Origin of the sequence: Bartonella sp. HY038 (assembly GCF_014117425.1) — a bacterium.
Taxonomy (GTDB): Bacteria; Pseudomonadota; Alphaproteobacteria; order Rhizobiales; family Rhizobiaceae; genus HY038.
Window position 1 is genome coordinate 781365 of sequence record NZ_CP059725.1, and the last position, 17909, is coordinate 799273.

18 protein-coding genes are annotated in these 17909 nt (G+C 40.0%); 11 read left to right on the forward strand and 7 right to left on the reverse strand.

What is annotated here, in order from left to right; genetic code table 11:
* Positions 1 to 12: 12 nt before the first annotated feature.
* The gene (gene hslU, locus H3299_RS03235; protein ID WP_182418888.1) at positions 13 to 1320 is read left to right on the forward strand and encodes an ATP-dependent protease ATPase subunit HslU; all 1308 of its coding nucleotides are present in this window, start codon (positions 13 to 15) and stop codon (positions 1318 to 1320) included.
* Between the two features lie 89 nt (positions 1321 to 1409).
* A complete protein-coding gene (locus H3299_RS03240; RefSeq protein WP_182418889.1) occupies positions 1410 to 2048 on the forward strand; it encodes a DUF3885 domain-containing protein in 639 nt (212 codons plus the stop codon).
* Positions 2049 to 2084: 36 nt separating this feature from the next.
* Here H3299_RS03240 and H3299_RS03245 read toward each other — a convergent pair whose 3' ends face one another.
* The 4 genes from H3299_RS03245 to pgi form a co-directional block, all read right to left on the reverse strand.
* Entirely contained in the window at positions 2085 to 3050 is a 966-nt protein-coding gene (locus H3299_RS03245; RefSeq protein WP_182418890.1) for a cation diffusion facilitator family transporter, read from the reverse strand.
* A 46-nt stretch (positions 3051 to 3096) separates the two neighbouring features.
* Complete coding sequence (locus tag H3299_RS03250; RefSeq protein WP_182418891.1) at positions 3097 to 4347, reverse strand: lytic murein transglycosylase; 1251 nt, start codon at positions 4345 to 4347, stop codon at positions 3097 to 3099.
* A 33-nt stretch (positions 4348 to 4380) separates the two neighbouring features.
* The gene (locus H3299_RS03255) at positions 4381 to 5133 is read right to left on the reverse strand and encodes an HAD family hydrolase (protein WP_182418892.1); all 753 of its coding nucleotides are present in this window, start codon (positions 5131 to 5133) and stop codon (positions 4381 to 4383) included.
* 90 nt (positions 5134 to 5223) lie between these two features.
* The gene (gene pgi, locus H3299_RS03260) at positions 5224 to 6873 is read right to left on the reverse strand and encodes a glucose-6-phosphate isomerase (protein WP_182418893.1); all 1650 of its coding nucleotides are present in this window, start codon (positions 6871 to 6873) and stop codon (positions 5224 to 5226) included.
* 186 nt (positions 6874 to 7059) lie between these two features.
* Here pgi and H3299_RS03265 point away from each other — a divergent pair, with 186 nt between their 5' ends.
* The 5 genes from H3299_RS03265 (at position 7060) to H3299_RS03285 (ending at position 10335) form a co-directional block, all read left to right on the forward strand.
* A complete protein-coding gene (locus H3299_RS03265; RefSeq protein WP_182418894.1) occupies positions 7060 to 7524 on the forward strand; it encodes a CoxG family protein in 465 nt (154 codons plus the stop codon).
* Between the two features lie 11 nt (positions 7525 to 7535).
* Complete coding sequence (locus tag H3299_RS03270) at positions 7536 to 8171, forward strand: DUF1287 domain-containing protein (protein ID WP_210276132.1); 636 nt, start codon at positions 7536 to 7538, stop codon at positions 8169 to 8171.
* 609 nt (positions 8172 to 8780) lie between these two features.
* Complete coding sequence (locus H3299_RS03275) at positions 8781 to 9179, forward strand: Fur family transcriptional regulator (protein WP_182418895.1); 399 nt, start codon at positions 8781 to 8783, stop codon at positions 9177 to 9179.
* A 75-nt stretch (positions 9180 to 9254) separates the two neighbouring features.
* Positions 9255 to 9830 (forward strand): DUF2753 family protein, encoded by a 576-nt coding sequence (locus tag H3299_RS03280; protein WP_182418896.1) that lies wholly within the window; start codon positions 9255 to 9257, stop codon positions 9828 to 9830.
* Positions 9831 to 9942: 112 nt separating this feature from the next.
* Positions 9943 to 10335, forward strand: coding sequence for a pyridoxamine 5'-phosphate oxidase family protein (locus H3299_RS03285; protein ID WP_246708127.1), 393 nt, complete (start codon positions 9943 to 9945; stop codon positions 10333 to 10335).
* 552 nt (positions 10336 to 10887) lie between these two features.
* Here H3299_RS03285 and H3299_RS03290 read toward each other — a convergent pair.
* On the reverse strand, positions 10888 to 11211 hold the full coding sequence (locus H3299_RS03290) for a helix-turn-helix domain-containing protein (RefSeq protein WP_182418897.1): 324 nt from the start codon (positions 11209 to 11211) through the stop codon (positions 10888 to 10890).
* A 122-nt stretch (positions 11212 to 11333) separates the two neighbouring features.
* Between H3299_RS03290 and H3299_RS03295 the strand changes: the two genes are divergently transcribed.
* The gene (locus H3299_RS03295) at positions 11334 to 11966 is read left to right on the forward strand and encodes an NAD(P)-dependent oxidoreductase (RefSeq protein WP_182418898.1); all 633 of its coding nucleotides are present in this window, start codon (positions 11334 to 11336) and stop codon (positions 11964 to 11966) included.
* Positions 11967 to 12535: 569 nt separating this feature from the next.
* Here H3299_RS03295 and H3299_RS03300 read toward each other — a convergent pair.
* The gene (locus H3299_RS03300; protein ID WP_182418899.1) at positions 12536 to 12955 is read right to left on the reverse strand and encodes a MarR family winged helix-turn-helix transcriptional regulator; all 420 of its coding nucleotides are present in this window, start codon (positions 12953 to 12955) and stop codon (positions 12536 to 12538) included.
* A 588-nt stretch (positions 12956 to 13543) separates the two neighbouring features.
* Between H3299_RS03300 and H3299_RS03305 the strand changes: the two genes are divergently transcribed.
* From H3299_RS03305 to H3299_RS03315, 3 genes are all read left to right on the forward strand, one after another.
* Positions 13544 to 14335 (forward strand): creatininase family protein, encoded by a 792-nt coding sequence (locus H3299_RS03305; protein WP_182418900.1) that lies wholly within the window; start codon positions 13544 to 13546, stop codon positions 14333 to 14335.
* Positions 14336 to 14483: 148 nt separating this feature from the next.
* Complete coding sequence (locus H3299_RS03310; RefSeq protein WP_182418901.1) at positions 14484 to 15578, forward strand: GTP-binding protein; 1095 nt, start codon at positions 14484 to 14486, stop codon at positions 15576 to 15578.
* Positions 15579 to 15586: 8 nt separating this feature from the next.
* Positions 15587 to 16558 (forward strand): WD40 repeat domain-containing protein, encoded by a 972-nt coding sequence (locus H3299_RS03315; protein ID WP_182418902.1) that lies wholly within the window; start codon positions 15587 to 15589, stop codon positions 16556 to 16558.
* An 86-nt stretch (positions 16559 to 16644) separates the two neighbouring features.
* On the opposite strand, the gene H3299_RS03320 is transcribed toward H3299_RS03315, so the two are convergent.
* Entirely contained in the window at positions 16645 to 17766 is a 1122-nt protein-coding gene (locus H3299_RS03320; RefSeq protein WP_182418903.1) for an alkene reductase, read from the reverse strand.
* Positions 17767 to 17909 lie beyond the last annotated feature (143 nt).

A 17909-nucleotide genomic window follows, 5' to 3' on the forward strand; every position in this document is an offset into this window, starting at 1 on the left:
AAAGTATTATTAATGAGTAATAATTTTTCTCCCCGTGAAATCGTATCGGAACTTGATCGCTATATTATTGGTCAAAAGGACGCAAAGCGTGCCGTTGCTATTGCTCTTCGTAACCGTTGGCGCCGTTTGCAATTGGAAAGCCCAATGCGCGAAGAAGTTATGCCAAAAAACATCTTAATGATTGGACCGACAGGCGTTGGTAAAACCGAAATTTCACGCCGTTTGGCGCGTCTTGCTGGTGCACCTTTTGTAAAAGTTGAAGCAACCAAATTTACTGAAATTGGTTTTGTGGGCCGTGATGTTGAGCAAATTATCCGTGATCTTGTTGAAGTAGCAATTAATCTTGTACGTGAAAAAAAGCGCGAAGAAGTTCGCGCTAAAGCCGAAGTTAATGCTGAGGAACGCGTTCTTGATGCGCTGGTTGGTAAAACTGCAAGTCCTTCAACGCGCGATTCATTCCGCAAAAAATTGCGCGAAGGCGAGCTTAATGACCGCGAGATTGAAGTTGAAGTAAGCGATAATAGCAATTCTGGTGCGCCAACTTTTGATATTCCGGGTATGCCCGGTGCCCAAATGGGGGTAATGAATATTGCTGACATTTTTGGCAAAATGGGTGGTCGTACCAAAACCCGAAAAATGACTGTTGAGGAATCTTTCAAACCATTAATGACCGATGAGTCAGATAAATTATTGGATGAAGAACAAGTCGTTCAGGAAGCATTACGCCTTACAGAAAATGAAGGCATTGTGTTTATCGATGAGATAGACAAAATTGCCGTAAAGAACTCTTCGTCTACTAATACGCCGCGTGAAGGCGTGCAACGTGATCTTTTGCCATTGATTGAAGGAACAACCGTTTCAACTAAGCATGGGCAAGTTAAAACTGATCATATTTTATTTATTGCATCGGGTGCGTTCCATATTTCTAAGCCATCGGATCTATTGCCAGAATTGCAGGGGCGTTTGCCTATTCGTGTTGAATTAAATGCGCTAACCCGTGAGGATTTCCGTGCAATTTTGACCGAGCCAGAGGCTAGCCTTATCAAGCAATATATAGCTTTGATGAAAACTGAAGGCGTAACGTTAGAATTTGCCGAAGATGGTATTGATGCTTTGGCCGATATTGCTGTCGATCTAAATTCTACGATCGAGAATATTGGTGCAAGGCGTTTGCAAACGGTTATGGAACGTGTTTTGGATGAAATTTCCTTTGCAGCCCCAGATCGCGCCAATACTAGTCTTACCATTGACGCTGATTATGTGAAAAAGTCAGTTGGTGACCTTGCTGCCAATACTGATTTATCGCGCTTCATTTTGTAATTTTTTATAAAAATATTCTGCCCCAACGAGATTAAACCTTGGGGCAGATTTTTTACTTAATTACTGCCATACAGGGTAGCATAATTGCCATGAAAGAAAAATTTCAGGATTTTATTGCACCCTTGGGTGTTAAAAACATTCCTTTTGGAGCTTTTTACAATTTTCCCCATGCTTTAAGATTTGAACTGGGTATTGGTGAAAATAGAATAAAGCGGATGGTATCTGCATTTGATCGCGCAAGAGCGATTTGTAATCATATTTTAGAGATGCAGATAGATGAAATCTATGCTGTTTTTCGCATTATCGATGAAAAGCGAAGATCATTCAATAAACAGCGATTTTTTGAAACTATGTTGGATTATCTAAATATTAAGGCAGACGATTTTATAAATTTAGGCATCGTTGAAATGCCTGATGGATTTAACAATGATGATGATAGTTTATGCTGCTATTGGTATGCGGTTAAATTAAAAAGTCTGGAAGATATAGATGGATTTTTATGGTTTCCTGTAAGTGCAGAAATGGGATTTAAGCCAATATTACTTGCAGATCTTTACATTTATGATCGCAAAAATGCTATTTTAATTCATCCCTATGATGATCGAGGAATGGATGTAATTGCTGCCCAAAAACAAAGTTTAGTTAGACTTTACCAAGATTTTAATGGTTGGTTGTTAGATTATAATAGAACAAAAATGGATGAAAACTTTGCTTCTTTCAGTGATTAACCCAATTATTATATTATGCAAAATAATAAACCGCTTTTAACTATTATTGGCAATTTCTGCGGCATTCATATTATCTTCTTGTTTTTTCCACGCACCAGCCGTTTGTGGTTTCACAAAAAATCGCACTATTTCAGGAATGGCTTGTTTTAGTTCAACTTCCAATCGCTCAACACAATTTTCAATTTCCGGTGCGGTCAAATGATCTTCAAATTCAAGACTTAGATTAACAAGAATCTGATGTGATCCAAGTTGTGCTGTTAAAACGCCGTTGACCTTTTGCACGTCTTTATCTTTTGAAGCAATATTGATAATTGTTGCTTGCATTTCAGGCAATGCCTGCTCACCCACTAAAAGCCCCTTACATTCTCGTGCTAAAAATATGGCTGTTAAAGCCAATACTAAACCGATGCCCATAGAAGCTATGCCATCATAAATAGGATTATGGGTTACAACACTTGCGGTAATTCCTATACCCGCTATAAATAGACCTAGTAAGGCTGCGCTATCTTCAAACAACACTGAAAAAACCGTAGGATCCTTTGATTGCCTTACTGCCGCAAAATAGCCGAGCTGCCCTTTTTGCATGCGAAAGGCGCGTAGAGCAACAAACCATGATGCCCCTTCAAAAATAATAGAAGCACCAATAACAATATAGTTCACAAAAACATCGCGTATTGGTTCAGGGTTTAAGACATGGATAATGCCTTGATAAAAGGAAACACCGGCGCCAAGCGCAAAAACCAATAGAGCTACAATGAAACTCCAAAAATATAGCTCTCTGCCATAACCAAAAGGATGGGTGCGGTCGGCAGTGAGGGCGGCGCGCTTTAAGCCATAAAGCAATAATAATTCATTGCCAGTATCGGTAAGTGAGTGTACGCCTTCGGACATCATCGCTGACGAGCCAGTAAAAAAGGCCGCAAAAAATTTGGTCATCGCTATAAAGAAATTACCAGCAAGCGCCGCATAAACTACAGTTTTTGAGCCTTTTGGTGTCGCCATTATCGGATTTCCTTGCACTATGGCTGAAATGGATTGTTGCCTTTAATTAAAGAGCTTTCAATGTCTTTTGGCTTGGATAGCAATCTGCAGCTAAGCCGTTTTTTTGCTGCCATTCACCTATGGAGCGGCGTGTTTTAAATCCTGCCAAACCATCAGCCTTGCCGATGTCATAGCCTTGTTTTTGCAAATATTGTTGGATTTTTAAAACATCAGAGCGCAGCGTAACATCAACATTTTGCCATTTTGCGAAAAATTGCGACGTGCCACCAATGCCATCAGCGACATGGCCAATATAAACGGCATAAAGATCGCTCATATTATAGCTTTTAATGACATAGAAATTGGGTGTCACCAAAAAGGCAGGCCCAAAGCGACCCGCTGGCATTAATAAAGAAGCTGGCGTTTTTAGATCCGTATTTGAAAAATTGCGCCTATCGGCACGCTTGACGCCAAGTTGCTGCCACTCAGCAAGGCTTTTTCGCATGTCTGGCCCTTCCAATGCGCAAGAAACGCTTTGCGGCAAAATCACCTCATACCCCCAGTTAAATTTACTATCCCAACCTTCCAGCTTTAGATAATTGGCAATGGATGCAAGGCTATCAGGAACGCTTTGCCAAATATCGCGATGGCCATCACCATCAAAATCAACCGCATGTTTCAAATAGGAACTTGGCATGAATTGTGGTTGTCCTAAAGCACCCGCCCAAGAGCTTTTTAATTCATTGGCATTTATATAATTTTTTTCAACAATAATAAGTGCGCTTAACAACTCACTTTGAAACATCTCTTTACGGGTTGCCATAAAGGCTTTGGTTGCTAAAACCTCAAAAGCATCGTAGGGAATTTTTACACTGCCATAGGCTGTTTCTCTTCCCCAAATTGCAAGTATAATATTTTCTGGCACGCCATAGCGTGTCTTAATTTGTGATAATAATTGCCCATATTGGCTTTTACGTTTCTTACCACCATTGACAATAATTTTAATTTTTTGCTCATCAAAATAGCGGGCAGGGGAGGAAAATTCTGCCTGAGTTTGTGGCTTTTGCGGCTTAGGTGCAGCGCCCGGTATAACAAGATTAGGCAGTTTCCAATTGATTTTAACATTCTTCAACGCGCTATCAAAGGTTTGGCGGCTGATACCATTGGCTTTAGCAATGGGCCAAAAATCATTTTCTAGCCATTGCTGAAAGCTTTTTTCAATTTGTGGCTTGTTGACTTGTGCAAAAGCCGTTGCACTTAAGCTAAACAGACAAAGGCATATAATGATAAAATAAGATTTTATGCTCCATAGTCTCATTATAAAATTTCCTTTTAATCTGTAAAACTTGCTTTAGTTGTGATCTATGGTGTTTATCAGCCAATGGGATAATTCCACCACCGATGGAAATAATAAGTCACAATTGTTTTGCAACTGCTCTTTGCTGCCAGTGCCGGATAATACGCCAATTGCAAGACCTGCATTGGCGTTGCGTGCGGCGCTTATGTCGTGATTATTGTCGCCAATCATGGCAATTTCATCAAGATTAAGTCGCGTTGTTTTGCTAAAAAGCATAATTTGATCGCCTGCCGGCTTAGCATTTTCAACTGAGTCCCAACCGATAATTTCGCTAAAATATTCTTGCCAGCCAAATTTTTCGACGCATTTTTTTGCACTTAATTCAGAATCATTCGTGGCAATGCCAAGGATATAACCTTGTTGTTTTAGTGCTTTTAAACTTTGGCTAATACCATCAATTTCGCAGACATAGAGCATAGATCTTTCTGCTCCATGATTGCGGTATTCAAGCACTTTATTATCAAGTGCTATGCCGTCAAGTTCAGGATGCCATAATTTGACAAGGTCAAGCAATGAACCAGATGCCATTGGACTGTCGCCCTTAAAACGTTCTGTTGTAAAATCATAACCACCTAATTCTAAAAGGTAGCACGCTTTATCATCATTGCCATTGGCTGCCATTAAGGCTTGCTCATAGGCGATAGCAAACCATGTCTTTTCAAAGTCGATTAATGTACCATCCTTGTCAAATAGTAGGCCACGAATTTTTTTAGCTTTTAAAATAGGCATATCATTACCAAAATACATCCAAAATCATTTTTTAAACACATAGCGTGTTTAATCCATTTAGGTTAATCAGCGCTGCATTTTTACAGTGCAACGCTTGTTTCCTTTAGTTTATTTATTGCGTTTGGCCTTAATATGCGCCAAAAGTCCAAGGGTAGAGCTGTCGCGATTTTCTGCTTTTTTCTCGCCGCTTATCATGGGCAATAATTCAGTTGCCATGGCTTTGCCCAATTCAACTCCCCATTGGTCAAAGGAATTAATATTCATTAACACGCCTTCAACAAAAACCCGATGTTCGTATAAAGCGATTAAGCGGCCAAGGGCGTAAGGGGTGAGCAAATCTTGCATCAAGGTTAGTGTAGGGCGGTTGCCGTCAAATTCCTTATGTGGGCAAAGGTTTTTCGCATCATTTTTGCTCATGCCTTGCTGTTCAAGCTCGTCACAAACAGATTTTTCATTTTTGCCAACCATTAAGGCTTCTGATTGCGCCAAGCAATTGGCAAGCAGCATATCATGCTGGCGTTGTAGTTTTGGCTCATGGCCATTCACTGCAACGATAAATTCAATCGGAATAATATCTGTGCCCTGATGTAAAAGCTGGAAAAATGCATGCTGGGCATTTGTGCCAGGTTCGCCCCAAACCTGAGGACCAGTTGGTGTGGTTACCGGCTTACCGTTAAGGTCGATATGTTTGCCATTTGATTCCATGTCAAGCTGTTGCAAATAGGCTGGGAAACGCTGTAAACGCTCTTCATAGGGAATGATAGCACGTGCAGGATAATTACAAATAACACGATGCCAATAGCCAACCAAACCAAGCATCATTGGCAAATTGGTATTAAGCGGAGCATCTTTAAAATGCATATCCATGGCATGGGCACCAGCAAGGAATTTTTTAAATTGTTGGGCGCCAATTGCTAGCATTAACGAAAGGCCAATGGCCGACCAAATGGAATAGCGACCGCCAACCCAGTTCCAAAAACCAAAGGTTCGCTCATGGTCAATGCCAAATTCTGATACTTTATCAAGGGCAGTTGATACCGCTGCAAAATGCTTGGCAACCGCTTCTTCGCCAAGGGCGTTGCAAATCCATTGCCGTGCCACGCGGGCATTGGTCATGGTTTCAGCCGTGGTAAAGGTTTTGGACGATATGATGATTAATGTTGCCGCAGGATCAAGCGGTTTTAAGACATCAGCAATATTTGCGCCATCCACATTGGAGACAAAATGACATCTTGGGCCATCATGATAAGGTTTTAACGCGGCCGTTGCCATACGTGGCCCAAGGTCAGAGCCACCAATGCCGATATTGACAATATCAGTAAAGGCTTTGCCACCGGTGCCATTAATATCGCCATCGCGCACTGCTGTTGAAAATTTAGCCATATGATTTAATACGTCATGGACATCTTCAACAATATTTTTATCGCCCAGGATAATTTCGCTGTCTTCTGGCATGCGCAGTGCAATGTGAAGGACCGCGCGCTTTTCTGTAATATTGATCTGGTCGCCGCGATACATGGCATTACGGTGGCCAACAATATCTGCCGCATGGGCAAGGTCATCAAGCAGGCAAAGGGCTTTTTGGCTTAATGCAGTTTTTGAATAGTCAAATAATAGGTCTTCAAAATTGAGCGAGAATTTTTCGAAACGTTGCGGATCATTTTGAAATGAGGCGCGTATATCAAAGGACGCGTCATTTTCTGCGTATGCTTTTAATGCGGTCAATGCTTTGTCAAACTGAGCTGCATCACGTGCCATATTATCCACTCCCGTTCATAGGATTTATTGTTAAAACAATTAAATAAAATTTTTGTTGAAACTCTATCAGTAAATGTCGCGATAAAATAGTTTATAGTAATCGATTAAAAGATAAATGACATTTTTGTGCCAGTTTTCCGTAATAAACACAATTTTGATATTATTTAGAAAAGATTGTGGATTTGCATGGAAATACGAGGTGAAGAGCACATTGCAGCTAGCCCTGACGCGGTTTGGCGTACGTTGAATGATACAACTTTACTAATTGATTGTATTCCTGGTTGTGAAAAATTAGAGCGGATATCTGAACATTTGATTGAGGCAACGATCGTGGTTCATTTAAGCCTAATTAAATTGCGCTTTCACGGGCGGTTAATTTTGTCTAATTTAAATCCACCCTATTCTTATACAATTGCTGGCGAAGGCGAGGGGTCTGTATCAGGTCTTGCAACTGGCAAAACTGACGTTAGCCTTGTGGCTGATGGTGATGGTACCATATTGAGCTATGTGATGTATGGGTCAGCTGAAGGGAAAATTGCCAAATTGGGTTCCGCTCTTTTGGCAGGTGTTGCGCGAAAAATTGCGGATAAGTTTTTTGCAAATGTTTCAAAAGTAGCAAGTACATTGCCTAATATGAATCTTGTAAACTGAAAGATAAATATATGACTTTGAAACGCCGTGATTTATTATCATTTGGCTTGCGGGTTGGTTTGGGATTAAGTTTTGTACCACTCTTTTTGTTGGGTAATAGTGTAAAGGCTAATCCACAACAAAATGAGCGGCGTGCATTAATGCTGATAGATGCGGCGCGCGCGCAAATTGGTGTTACAAGGTTTTATAGTGGAGCTTACCAAAAAATATCCTTTCCCAATGGTGATATTGACCGTAGCATCGGCGTTTGCACCGATGTGGTGATTAGGGCTTATCGTGATGCTTTTCAATATGATTTACAAAAGCATGTGCATGAAGATATGGCAGGTAATTTTGGACAATATCCTAAAATTTGGGGTTTAAAGACGACCGATCGCAATATTGACCACCGCCGCGTGCCTAATTTACAAACATTTTTTGCAAGAAAAAACGCGCGTATTCATTCAAAGCTTGATATGGCTAATTTGCAAGCAGGCGATATTGTCACTCAAATGGTCAATGAAAAGCTGCCGCATATCGTTATTATATCAAACAGAAAAAATGCTAATGGTATTCCTTTGGTCATTCATAATATCGGCCGTGGCACACAAGAGGAAGACCGCTTGTTAGAGTTTCCCCAAACGGGTCATTATCGCTTTTTTAGCTAAATTTTTGGCGATGCTAAATTTTTAGCGATGATTGTATGGCATAATGGGTTGTGAGACTGATGCTAGCCGCGTTTTTTTAAAACTTTTAGTTTTATGCTTGTAGTTTTATGAAGCAGGTGCCAATGGGTCGCGGTCTTACTTAAATTAGCTAAATAGATACCAACAATATTCAAAGTGCAGTGCCCAAGATTGTTGCTATATTTATGGGTGAATTATAACTCATCTTCATTGAATTCGTTTTTGAAGCTCTTTTAGGTTTAGCAATAATTATCATCCCATTATTGCTATTATCAGCATATTACTACGTTCAAATTATCAAATCCATACCTTGAGTAATAAATGACAATGAAACCCCATTTTTTACGGCGTATAGAAAATCTGTAAAAAATCATTATTGCTATTGCAAATCATTTGCAATATTGCCAAAAATAAAATGAAGCTGATTTCAAATGTTTCATTTGTGCCTTTGGGATCAAAAGCAAGCTCCTTTTATATGAATTTATGAAATGAATGGTTTGGCATCCAATGTTATATATTCCTGAAGAAATAAGAAAAGGTTTGCTCTCTCAGCAAGTCATAACCTCCAAACAAAAACAAGCAATTGCGAACATGCTGCGGTCGGTCGATGTGCGCCCAACGCGACCAAGGCTCATCGTTGCCCATTGTCTTTTTCGCGAAAAAAATAGGCGAGTTACCCCTGATGAGCTATATCGTGAAGTGACCGATGGGCGGCTGTTTATCTCACTTGCAACCGTCTATAATTGTCTTAACTTATTTGCGAGCGTTGGTCTTTTGCGCAAATATAGCATCACCGGTGATAAGACTTATTTCGATACCAATGTTGATGGCCACCGCTTTTTTTATTGCAGTGATAGTGATGCCATTTTGCCACTTGCGGTACCTACACTTTCACTTGTTGGCCAGCCGGATATCCCCGATGGATTTTACCTAGATAAGGTGGATATCATTATTCATTTAAAACAAAAGGATTGCAAAGGGCAGAGGTAATTTCGGGAAGAAAGGCCGTTGTGGTGGATAAAATATTTCCCAATTTTAATGACAATCAATTAAAGAGATGAAATTATGGGGTTCTATACTGATAATATTAAGGAAAATTCCAAACAAGAGTGCAAAAACACGGGGGCTGATGGGCTGCGTGTAATTAATGGCGGCGACCAAGATTGGCAAAATTATACAAAATTGGCCAATGAAGCTTTTAAGCATGGCGAGATAGAGCAGGCAGTGCATTTTTATAGCCAAGCATTTGGTGAAGCAGAAATATTATTTCATGCAGCCATAGCCGGTGAGGGGTGCGATACTGCACCTATGCTTTACAATATTTCTTGTCATAATTTAGCAGCTTTAGAAATGTGGCGTAATAATCGGTTAGAAGCTGATTATTATTATTACAAAGCCTATCATCAACTTCTTGATATAGCTTCTGCGGTTGATACTTTTCCAAATTTACGGCTGGCTTGTGTTCAGCATCTAAAATTTTCATTAATAGCTTTGGTAGATCATTTGGTAAGACATCAAATCGACAAGGATCATATTATACAACTTAAGCAGGATGCGGCAAAGGTTGCGTTAAATGTTTATCATATGGCAGAGCATATGCTTAAGGCCGAGCAGGATTGTCCCCATTGCTCGCCCCATTAGGCTTGATCGTCACCTTGGTGTTATGCGTGCGCATATTGCTAAAATGTTCAAGTTTAGAAAGTTTGTTGCAGTGAGAGTAGATAGATAATTTAAATATAAGGATAGGATATCCATGCTTAATGATGACATGAAAAGTTTATTGGCCAAGCAATTGCCAATTCAAGCTACAACGAGCAAAATGGGAATACCAGATATTGGTCCTAAGCGATCATTGCGTGTATTTGATGATAATACTCTAATTTATAATGAAAATACGGGCGGTCAAACATTGCAAAATTTGATTGATGGTTCAAAAATAGCGGTTGCAGTTATTGATAGGGAAGCCTTGGATGGCTATCGCTTTATTGGTAGTGCGCAAATTATTGATGATGGTGAAATATGGGAGCAAGCAAAGATCTATGCAGATGAAAGAGGAATGAAAGCACCTAAATGTGCGGTTCTTATTCATATTGAAGCGGTGTTTAGTCTTCGCTCTGGTTCAACTGCAGGACAAAAAATTATCTAGTTATAAAAGCTTATTTTACCAGTATTATATGCTTAATTATTTTAGAGGCAGGACTCATTAATTGTAATAAAAGATGACAGCTGCAGCGATATATATTGCTGAGAAAAAGATATGAGCACATCTGTTGTATCTTGTAGCGATATGTCACTAAATTTTAAGTTTTGCAAAAAAGTTCTCAATTTTATTTAGTATTGTAACCTTTGTCCGCAATGAGTTTTTGCGCATCAGGCAAAATAGGTAGTAAAAGAGCAGCACCTTTTTAATCACTCCTCTCACCTTCTGACAATAATAGGCATATAGGTTTTCCATCTTGATCACAGACTATGGTTATTTTGAATATCACTAGATATCAACCAAAACCCAATTAAATCCAGATTTTACCCGTATTATTACAATATGTTATCTTATTGCTATAGTGAATTATGTAAAAGTCATCATTGATGTAAGAACTGCCGATGGTGGTATTTGTGGTGATATTAAAACAAACATATCAAATTATACTGGATAGATGGACATTTTATATCCCAAATAGCTTGAAAACAATTTAAATCTTTATGCTATTGCTAATGTTTGACGGTGATCTTCGCCCCAATTTGCCATAGCGCTTAATATGGGTTCAAGCGTTTTACCGCGTTTGGTTAAGCTATAATCAACCCGTGGCGGCACTTGCGCAAAAATTTGTCTCGTGACTATGCCTTGCTCTTCCAATTCACGCAAATTGGCTGTTAGCACTTTTTGCGAAATATCGCCAATGCTTTTGCGCAATTCGCCAAATCGTTTGGTGCCATTAAGCAAGTCGCGAATAATCAATGGTTTCCAACGATTGCCTATAACAAGCAAGGTAATTTCAACAGGACATGGTGGTAGCTTAAGCATTTTATACCCTTAATACTCGATTATTCAACATTAGTATCTTTTAGTAACCTATATAACAAAAAGGTGCCTACTTTACAATAGCGCCTATCATGTTATGGTTTGCAAAATAAGGAGTAATTATCATGAAAATAGCAATTATTGCGGCCAATGGCCGTGCAGGTCAATTAATAACTAAAGAAGCTCTCGATCGCGGCCATGATGTCACAGCGATTATCCGCAAAGGCAATGCCGCTGATCCGCGTGCAAAAACTTTTATCAAGGATCTATTTGACTTGAACTACCAAGATTTGGCTGATTTTGATGTTATTATTGATGCATTTGGCGTTTTTACCCCCGATACATTAGACCAATATCAAACTTCGCTTGCACATCTTACTGATATCTTGGCTGGTCACGCCAATCGTTTGCTAATTGTTGGTGGAGCAGGGAGCCTTTATTTGGATAAAAGTCATACGACACGTTTGGTCGATAGCCCAAACTTTCCTGAAGAATATAAGCCTCTAGCGCTTTCTATGGCGACAGCGCTTGATGCGCTTAAAAAACGTCATGATATCAATTGGACGTTTTTAAGTCCTGCTGCTGACTTCATTGCGGACGGTGTTCGCACTGGAAAATATCAAGAAGGTGGTGAAGAGTTTATCGTTGATAATAATGGTAAAAGTGAAATCAGCTATGCCGATTATGCCATTGCAATGATTGATGAAGCAGAAAAAGGCAATCACATTAAGAAACGCTTCAGTGTCATTTCACAATAACTTCTCAGGCAAATTAATGTAAAGAAATTGGGCTTAAAATATCAGCTATGAAAAAATTTCAAACCTATCATTATATTGGTTATGATTTTATTTTAGTGAGATGATAAGTTTGGTTTTGTGCTTTATTGAGGAATTGGCTTTAAGTGGCTGTGTCTCAAAATTGAATGGTTATGATTGCTTTAGGGGCAGGATCCATTAATTTAAATGAAAAGGTACGAGGAAATTTTTGTGAGAACGCAAATATTAAATGTGAGAACAGCTAGCCGGAAATATGAATATCTTCAAGGCTCTTTAACAAATTAGCGTTAAAATTGAACATATCCTGAAAGGATATAAAAACAGCCGTAATCTACTGTGCCTTAAAGCTTAAATGGGTATACCATCCACTTTCCGCTTGTTTCCATGTATATTAAAAATGTATATTTTTGCTGTTTATTGTGCCATTTCATTTAAATTAGTGGGCCCTGACCCTAATCAAAGCTTGTTTGCCATTCCAATCATATTGGCAAACATATCTAGTATTTCTAGTTGCAAGAATTTTACTGTAAATGTAGGTTTAATGAAAATTCTTATGCCAAATTACGTTCAATGCGCTGCAATAATTCAGTTAAAATAGTAATCTCATCATTGCTAACATTATTTAATGCCGTCTTTTCTATAGCGTTAAGATGAGTTTGTAACCTATTGACGATATTTAACCCTTTTGACGTGAGGGAAACAAAGCTTTGGCGTTGATCTTCCGTTGACGTGTTTTTTTCAACAAAGCCTTGATTGGCTAGACGTAAAATTGTTTTTGTGATTGTTGGTGGGCGGACATCTAGTTCATGAGCAAGCTGTCCAAGTGTCAATTCACCTTTCAATGAAAGGGCTAGCAAAACATTATCTTGCCCAGGGTAAAGGCCTTCCTTTTGCAGTTCTTGCGCTAAAGCAGTGCGCAAAAAACGTGATGTTGTTTGAAGTTTTTTTAAAAGACCTTGTCTGTCAGGCATTATTGGGCTCGCTAAAAAAGCACCTTATTCACAAAATTATATACCAAACATAATGCAATTAAGGTGCTCGTGTTTTAAGTGACTATTCATTGATAGTGGCAATTTTGCATTCTTAAACTTTATTATTAATACATGCAAATATAATAATAATCTATTATTCCAAACTTGGTAGATATTATCAATGTCTATTTTAGTAAATTAGGAGGTTATATTAAAATTTCAACATAAAAGGTGGATTTTTAAGCAAACTAATTGTGAACGCTTGTGCTAGGGTTTATTTATTTTATCAAAGCTGTACTAATTCAAGTTTGAATATCGGCTATAATGCTTAATGTTTTCAATTGTTTTTTTGCAATTCCATCATAGTTCTACAAGGATAACTTTGCCTGATTCTGAAAGATCAAGCTCTTTGATATAGTTATTTTTATCATAAGAAAGTTTTGCTCGCTTATTTATGGTGTGTTTAGTTTGCAATATCTAAGCCTTATAGCTTTGCCAATGATCGGTATCATACAATATTGTTTGGCGTAATTGTCAAAATATTGAATAATATTTGACAATGAATAGATTACGATGACAGATAGGCTTATGGAAACGTTATGTAATAATATTGATCAAACATCGCACATTGCAGTTCTGCCTCTTGGTGCCTATGAGGCTCATGGTCCCCATTTGCCTTTTGAAACCGATGCATTGATTGCGCAGGCTGTTGTTGATCATGTTGCGGCTATTTTACCTCTCCATCTTAATGTCAGTTTTTTAAATGTTGAACCAATTGGTTATTCTATTGAACATAAGCGGGTAAGTGGTACCAAGACACTTAGCTTTGATGAAGCAGTGGCACGTTGGATCAAAATTGGTGAGGAACAATTTAAAAAAGGTACTGATAAATTTGTGTTGCTGAATGCTCATGGCGGAAACTCGCCTCTAATGACTATTGTTGCGACAGAACTGCGCGCGCGCTATCCGATGCTTTGCGTTACAACCAGTTGGACGCGCTTTGGTTTGCCAATTGGACTTATGAGTGAAGGTGAAAAAGCGCTTGATATTCATGCTGGTTTTATTGAAACATCGGTTATGCTTCATATCGCACCGCATTTGGTTGTAATGGAAAAGGCTAAGAATTTTAGCAATTTTCAAGCACGTTGTCATTGCGATTTTAGCTATTTGCGTGCTTATGGTCGCCATAGCTTTGGTTGGTTAATGCAGGATCTTAACTGCGAAGGGGCTGCAGGTGACGCAAGCCGTGCCAGTGCAGCGGTTGGAAAAGCAATTTTAGATCATGCGGCAAAAGGCTTTATTAGTTTGCTTGAAGATGTTCATCGTTTTGATACCGAGCACTTTCAAAAAATTGATGAGCTCTTTCCTCAATCGACATAGTCATTGCTGGATGATTAAAAAATCCGCAATTATGTTTGTGAGCTATCTTCTACAAAAATTACAAATGAAATTTGTTATACTATTTCAATTTAAACAAAACACGCTTATATCATACCATATCTTGTCTTTTTAAAAAGAGGTTTAAGCCATGAGCGAGGCAGTAAGTGAAATCAAGAAAATTCCGGTAACCGTTTTAACCGGCTATCTTGGATCAGGAAAGACCACATTGCTCAATCGGATTTTGAGTGAAAATCATGGCAAACGCTATGCGGTGATTGTCAATGAATTTGGTGAAATCGGCATTGATAATGATCTCATTGTGGAATCAGACGAAGAAATTTATGAAATGAATAATGGCTGCATTTGCTGCACTGTTCGCGGTGATCTTATCCGCGTTGTAGAAGGCTTAATGCGGCGGCCTGGTCGTTTTGATGCTATTTTGGTTGAGACCACTGGTCTTGCTGATCCCGTTCCTGTCGCGCAAACATTCTTTATGGATGAAGATGTTCGTTCTAAAACCATGCTTGATGCGGTTGTCGCATTGGTTGATGCCAAGCACTTGCCGCTTCGCCTTAAGGATAGCCGTGAAGCTGAAGATCAAATCGCTTTTGCTGATATTGTCTTATTAAATAAGACTGATCTTGTTAATGCTGACGAGCTTGCATCGGTTGAAGCAACAATTAGGGCTATTAATCCAACTGCTGTCATTCACCGCACCGAGCGTGCCTCAATTGATCTTGCTAAGGTGCTCGACCGTGGCGCATTTGATTTAAAGCGCGCCCTCGATAATGATCCTTACTTCTTAGAGCATGGTGAAGAAGGTCACATTTGCGGCCCCGATTGCGGCCATGACCACAGCCATGAGCATAATCACGATCATAGCCACAGCCATGAGCATAGCCATCAACACGATCACGGTCACCATCATGAGCATGGTGCGGCCATTCATGACGTTACCGTGCAATCGGTGTCACTGCGTAGTGGGGAACTTGATCCAGCAAAATTTTTCCCATGGTTGCAAAATGTAACGCAAGCCCAAGGGCCAAATATTTTGCGCCTTAAAGGTATCATTGCTTTTAAAGGTGATGAAGACCGTTATGTGGTGCAAGGGGTTCATATGATTATTGAAGGCGATCATCAACGGCCATGGAAAGACGGTGAGAAACGTGAAAGCCGTCTTGTCTTTATCGGTCGCCAATTGGACGCTGAAAAATTAAAATCTGGCTTTGAAGCCTGTGCGTGAGAGGTTTTATGCCGACAATAGCTCCAATTGATATTCAAAGCCATTGCCTGTTAGCTGGCTTTCTTGATGATAAGCCATTTTTTATTTCGGCTGATGGTGTTCTGCATCATTTAGGCGAAGGCGAAAAGCAAATTGAGATCGGCAATGGTATTGCTAGCGCCAAAATTGCCGAAAACGGTCGTTTTGTGCTTACTGGCGGTGAGGATGGCCGTTTATGTAAGGTGAATGCCGATTTTTCCGTTATTGAATTGGAAAAAATTGGTAATAAATGGCTTACAGCCGTGGCAATTGGTCCTGATGATGCCTTTGCTTATGGTACTGGGCGCGTCGCCTATGGTAATGTACAGGGCAAAAGTCAAGAAATGCCCCATGAGCGCAGCATTGAAGATTTGGCTTTTGCGCCAAAAGGTCTTCGTCTGGCGCTTGCTCATTATAATGGTGTTACATTGCATTGGCTTGGTACGGAAAGCAAACCCGTGTCGCTTGAATGGAAAGGCGCCCATACAATGGTGAATTTTTCACCCGATGGGCGCTTTCTCGTCACGGCGATGCAGGAAAATGCCTTGCATGGTTGGCGGCTTGCTGACAATCAACATTTACGCATGTCTGGCTATCCTGCTAAGGTTAAAAGCTGGTCATGGAGTAGTAAGGGGCGTTACCTTGCAACGTCCGGTGCGCCTGCGGCCGTAGTTTGGCCGTTTTTAGGCAAGGATGGTCCAATGGGTAAAGCCCCATTAGAGCTTGGCACGAGAGCCAATATATTGGTGACATGTGTTGCTTGTCATCCAACTGAAGAAATGGTGGCCGTTGGCTATGAAGATGGCATGGTGCTTTTTGTGCGTTTTGCTGACCAAAAGGAAGCATTGTTACGTCGCCCAGGGCAAGGGGCTATCAGCTCATTGGCTTGGGATAAAAGGGGCGAAAGACTGGCTTTTGGTTCACAAGCAGGTGATTGCGGTATAATTGATATAACTGGGTAATTTTCTACCTGTCGTTTAAGATTTAAAAGGCATTTTCATTTTTTAAAAAATTGAAAATGCCTTTTATTTATGCGATTTTTTAATTCTTAAGCCTTATCGAGAGTTGGATAGTCGGTATAGCCTTCTACTCCTTGGCCATAAAGCTTGTCGGCTTTTAACTCATTAAATGGCCCATTTTGCTTTAATCGTTCAACAAAGTCAGGATTAGCAATGAAAGGTCGGCCAAAGGCGACGAGATCAGCATAGCCGCTATCAATGGCTTTTTCCGCCATGGCGCGATCATAGCCATTATTGGCAATCCACGCAGCTTTACCCCCTGCATCGCGATAATGTTGGCGTAAACGATGATAGTCAAAGGGATACGGAGCCTCTTGATAATTACGGTCTGCCCCTGTTGCTCCTTCGATAATATGAATATAGGCAAGGTCATAAGCGGCTAATTCATCAATCAGCGCATCAAATAATGGCTGCGGATCATTATCATGAGCATCGTTAACCGGGGTTACCGGCGAGATGCGAATAGCGGTGCGATGGGCGCCAATTTCGCTAATAACCGCTTCAACAACTTCCAAAGTTAGGCGGATGCGGTTTTCGATAGATCCACCATAATCATCATTGCGCTTATTGGAATTTTCACGCATGAAGGAATCAAGCAAATAACCATTAGCGGCGTGGATCTCTACTCCGTCAAAACCGCCTTCTTCTACCGCGCCTTTAGCTGCGCGTTTATAGTCTTCAATAACACGGCTAATCTCGTCAAGACGCAGCGCGCGCGGCTCAGACGTTGACGCAAATTCTCCTTCACCCTTATCATTGCGTATATATGTGTGGGCATCGGCTTTAATTGCTGATGGGGCAACAGGTGCACCGCCATTTGGTTGTAAGCTCGTATGGGAAATGCGACCAACATGCCAAATTTGAGCAAATATCTTGCTACCTTTTTCATGAACTGCACTGGTTACTTGTTTCCAGCCAGCTAATTGTTCTTTGCTGTAAAGGCCGGGAACATCAATATAACCTTGTCCTTCTTGGCTAATGGCAGTGCCTTCAGAAATAATGAGACCTGCACTAGCGCGCTGGCTATAATAAATGCGGTTTAACTCATTAGCAATGTTGTTGGGCGAGCGATTACGTGTAAGCGGCGCCATAACAATGTGGTTTTTTAAGTTTAATGTATTAGATTTAAAGGGTTGAAATAATTTGCTCATTCTGCCTATCCTTAGTAACTATAATAAAGAGATAGGGCTTAAAAGGCAGTTTAAAAAGAAGTGAGAGATAATTTAAATGGCTTTCTTGATCACGATTGCGCCATATTAGTGATAAAAGATATTGAGTAGGTTTTTAACAATGA

Coding starts and splice junctions, on each gene's coding strand:
- hslU (WP_182418888.1), top strand. CDS start 13: ATGAGTAATAATTTTTCTCCCCGTGAAATCGTATCGGAACTTGATCGC.
- H3299_RS03240 (WP_182418889.1), top strand. CDS start 1,410: ATGAAAGAAAAATTTCAGGATTTTATTGCACCCTTGGGTGTTAAAAAC.
- H3299_RS03245 (WP_182418890.1), bottom strand. CDS start 3,050: ATGGCGACACCAAAAGGCTCAAAAACTGTAGTTTATGCGGCGCTTGCT.
- H3299_RS03250 (WP_182418891.1), bottom strand. CDS start 4,347: ATGAGACTATGGAGCATAAAATCTTATTTTATCATTATATGCCTTTGT.
- H3299_RS03255 (WP_182418892.1), bottom strand. CDS start 5,133: ATGTATTTTGGTAATGATATGCCTATTTTAAAAGCTAAAAAAATTCGT.
- pgi (WP_182418893.1), bottom strand. CDS start 6,873: ATGGCACGTGATGCAGCTCAGTTTGACAAAGCATTGACCGCATTAAAA.
- H3299_RS03265 (WP_182418894.1), top strand. CDS start 7,060: ATGGAAATACGAGGTGAAGAGCACATTGCAGCTAGCCCTGACGCGGTT.
- H3299_RS03270 (WP_210276132.1), top strand. CDS start 7,536: ATGACTTTGAAACGCCGTGATTTATTATCATTTGGCTTGCGGGTTGGT.
- H3299_RS03275 (WP_182418895.1), top strand. CDS start 8,781: ATGCTGCGGTCGGTCGATGTGCGCCCAACGCGACCAAGGCTCATCGTT.
- H3299_RS03280 (WP_182418896.1), top strand. CDS start 9,255: ATGGGGTTCTATACTGATAATATTAAGGAAAATTCCAAACAAGAGTGC.
- H3299_RS03285 (WP_246708127.1), top strand. CDS start 9,943: ATGCTTAATGATGACATGAAAAGTTTATTGGCCAAGCAATTGCCAATT.
- H3299_RS03290 (WP_182418897.1), bottom strand. CDS start 11,211: ATGCTTAAGCTACCACCATGTCCTGTTGAAATTACCTTGCTTGTTATA.
- H3299_RS03295 (WP_182418898.1), top strand. CDS start 11,334: ATGAAAATAGCAATTATTGCGGCCAATGGCCGTGCAGGTCAATTAATA.
- H3299_RS03300 (WP_182418899.1), bottom strand. CDS start 12,955: ATGCCTGACAGACAAGGTCTTTTAAAAAAACTTCAAACAACATCACGT.
- H3299_RS03305 (WP_182418900.1), top strand. CDS start 13,544: ATGGAAACGTTATGTAATAATATTGATCAAACATCGCACATTGCAGTT.
- H3299_RS03310 (WP_182418901.1), top strand. CDS start 14,484: ATGAGCGAGGCAGTAAGTGAAATCAAGAAAATTCCGGTAACCGTTTTA.
- H3299_RS03315 (WP_182418902.1), top strand. CDS start 15,587: ATGCCGACAATAGCTCCAATTGATATTCAAAGCCATTGCCTGTTAGCT.
- H3299_RS03320 (WP_182418903.1), bottom strand. CDS start 17,766: ATGAGCAAATTATTTCAACCCTTTAAATCTAATACATTAAACTTAAAA.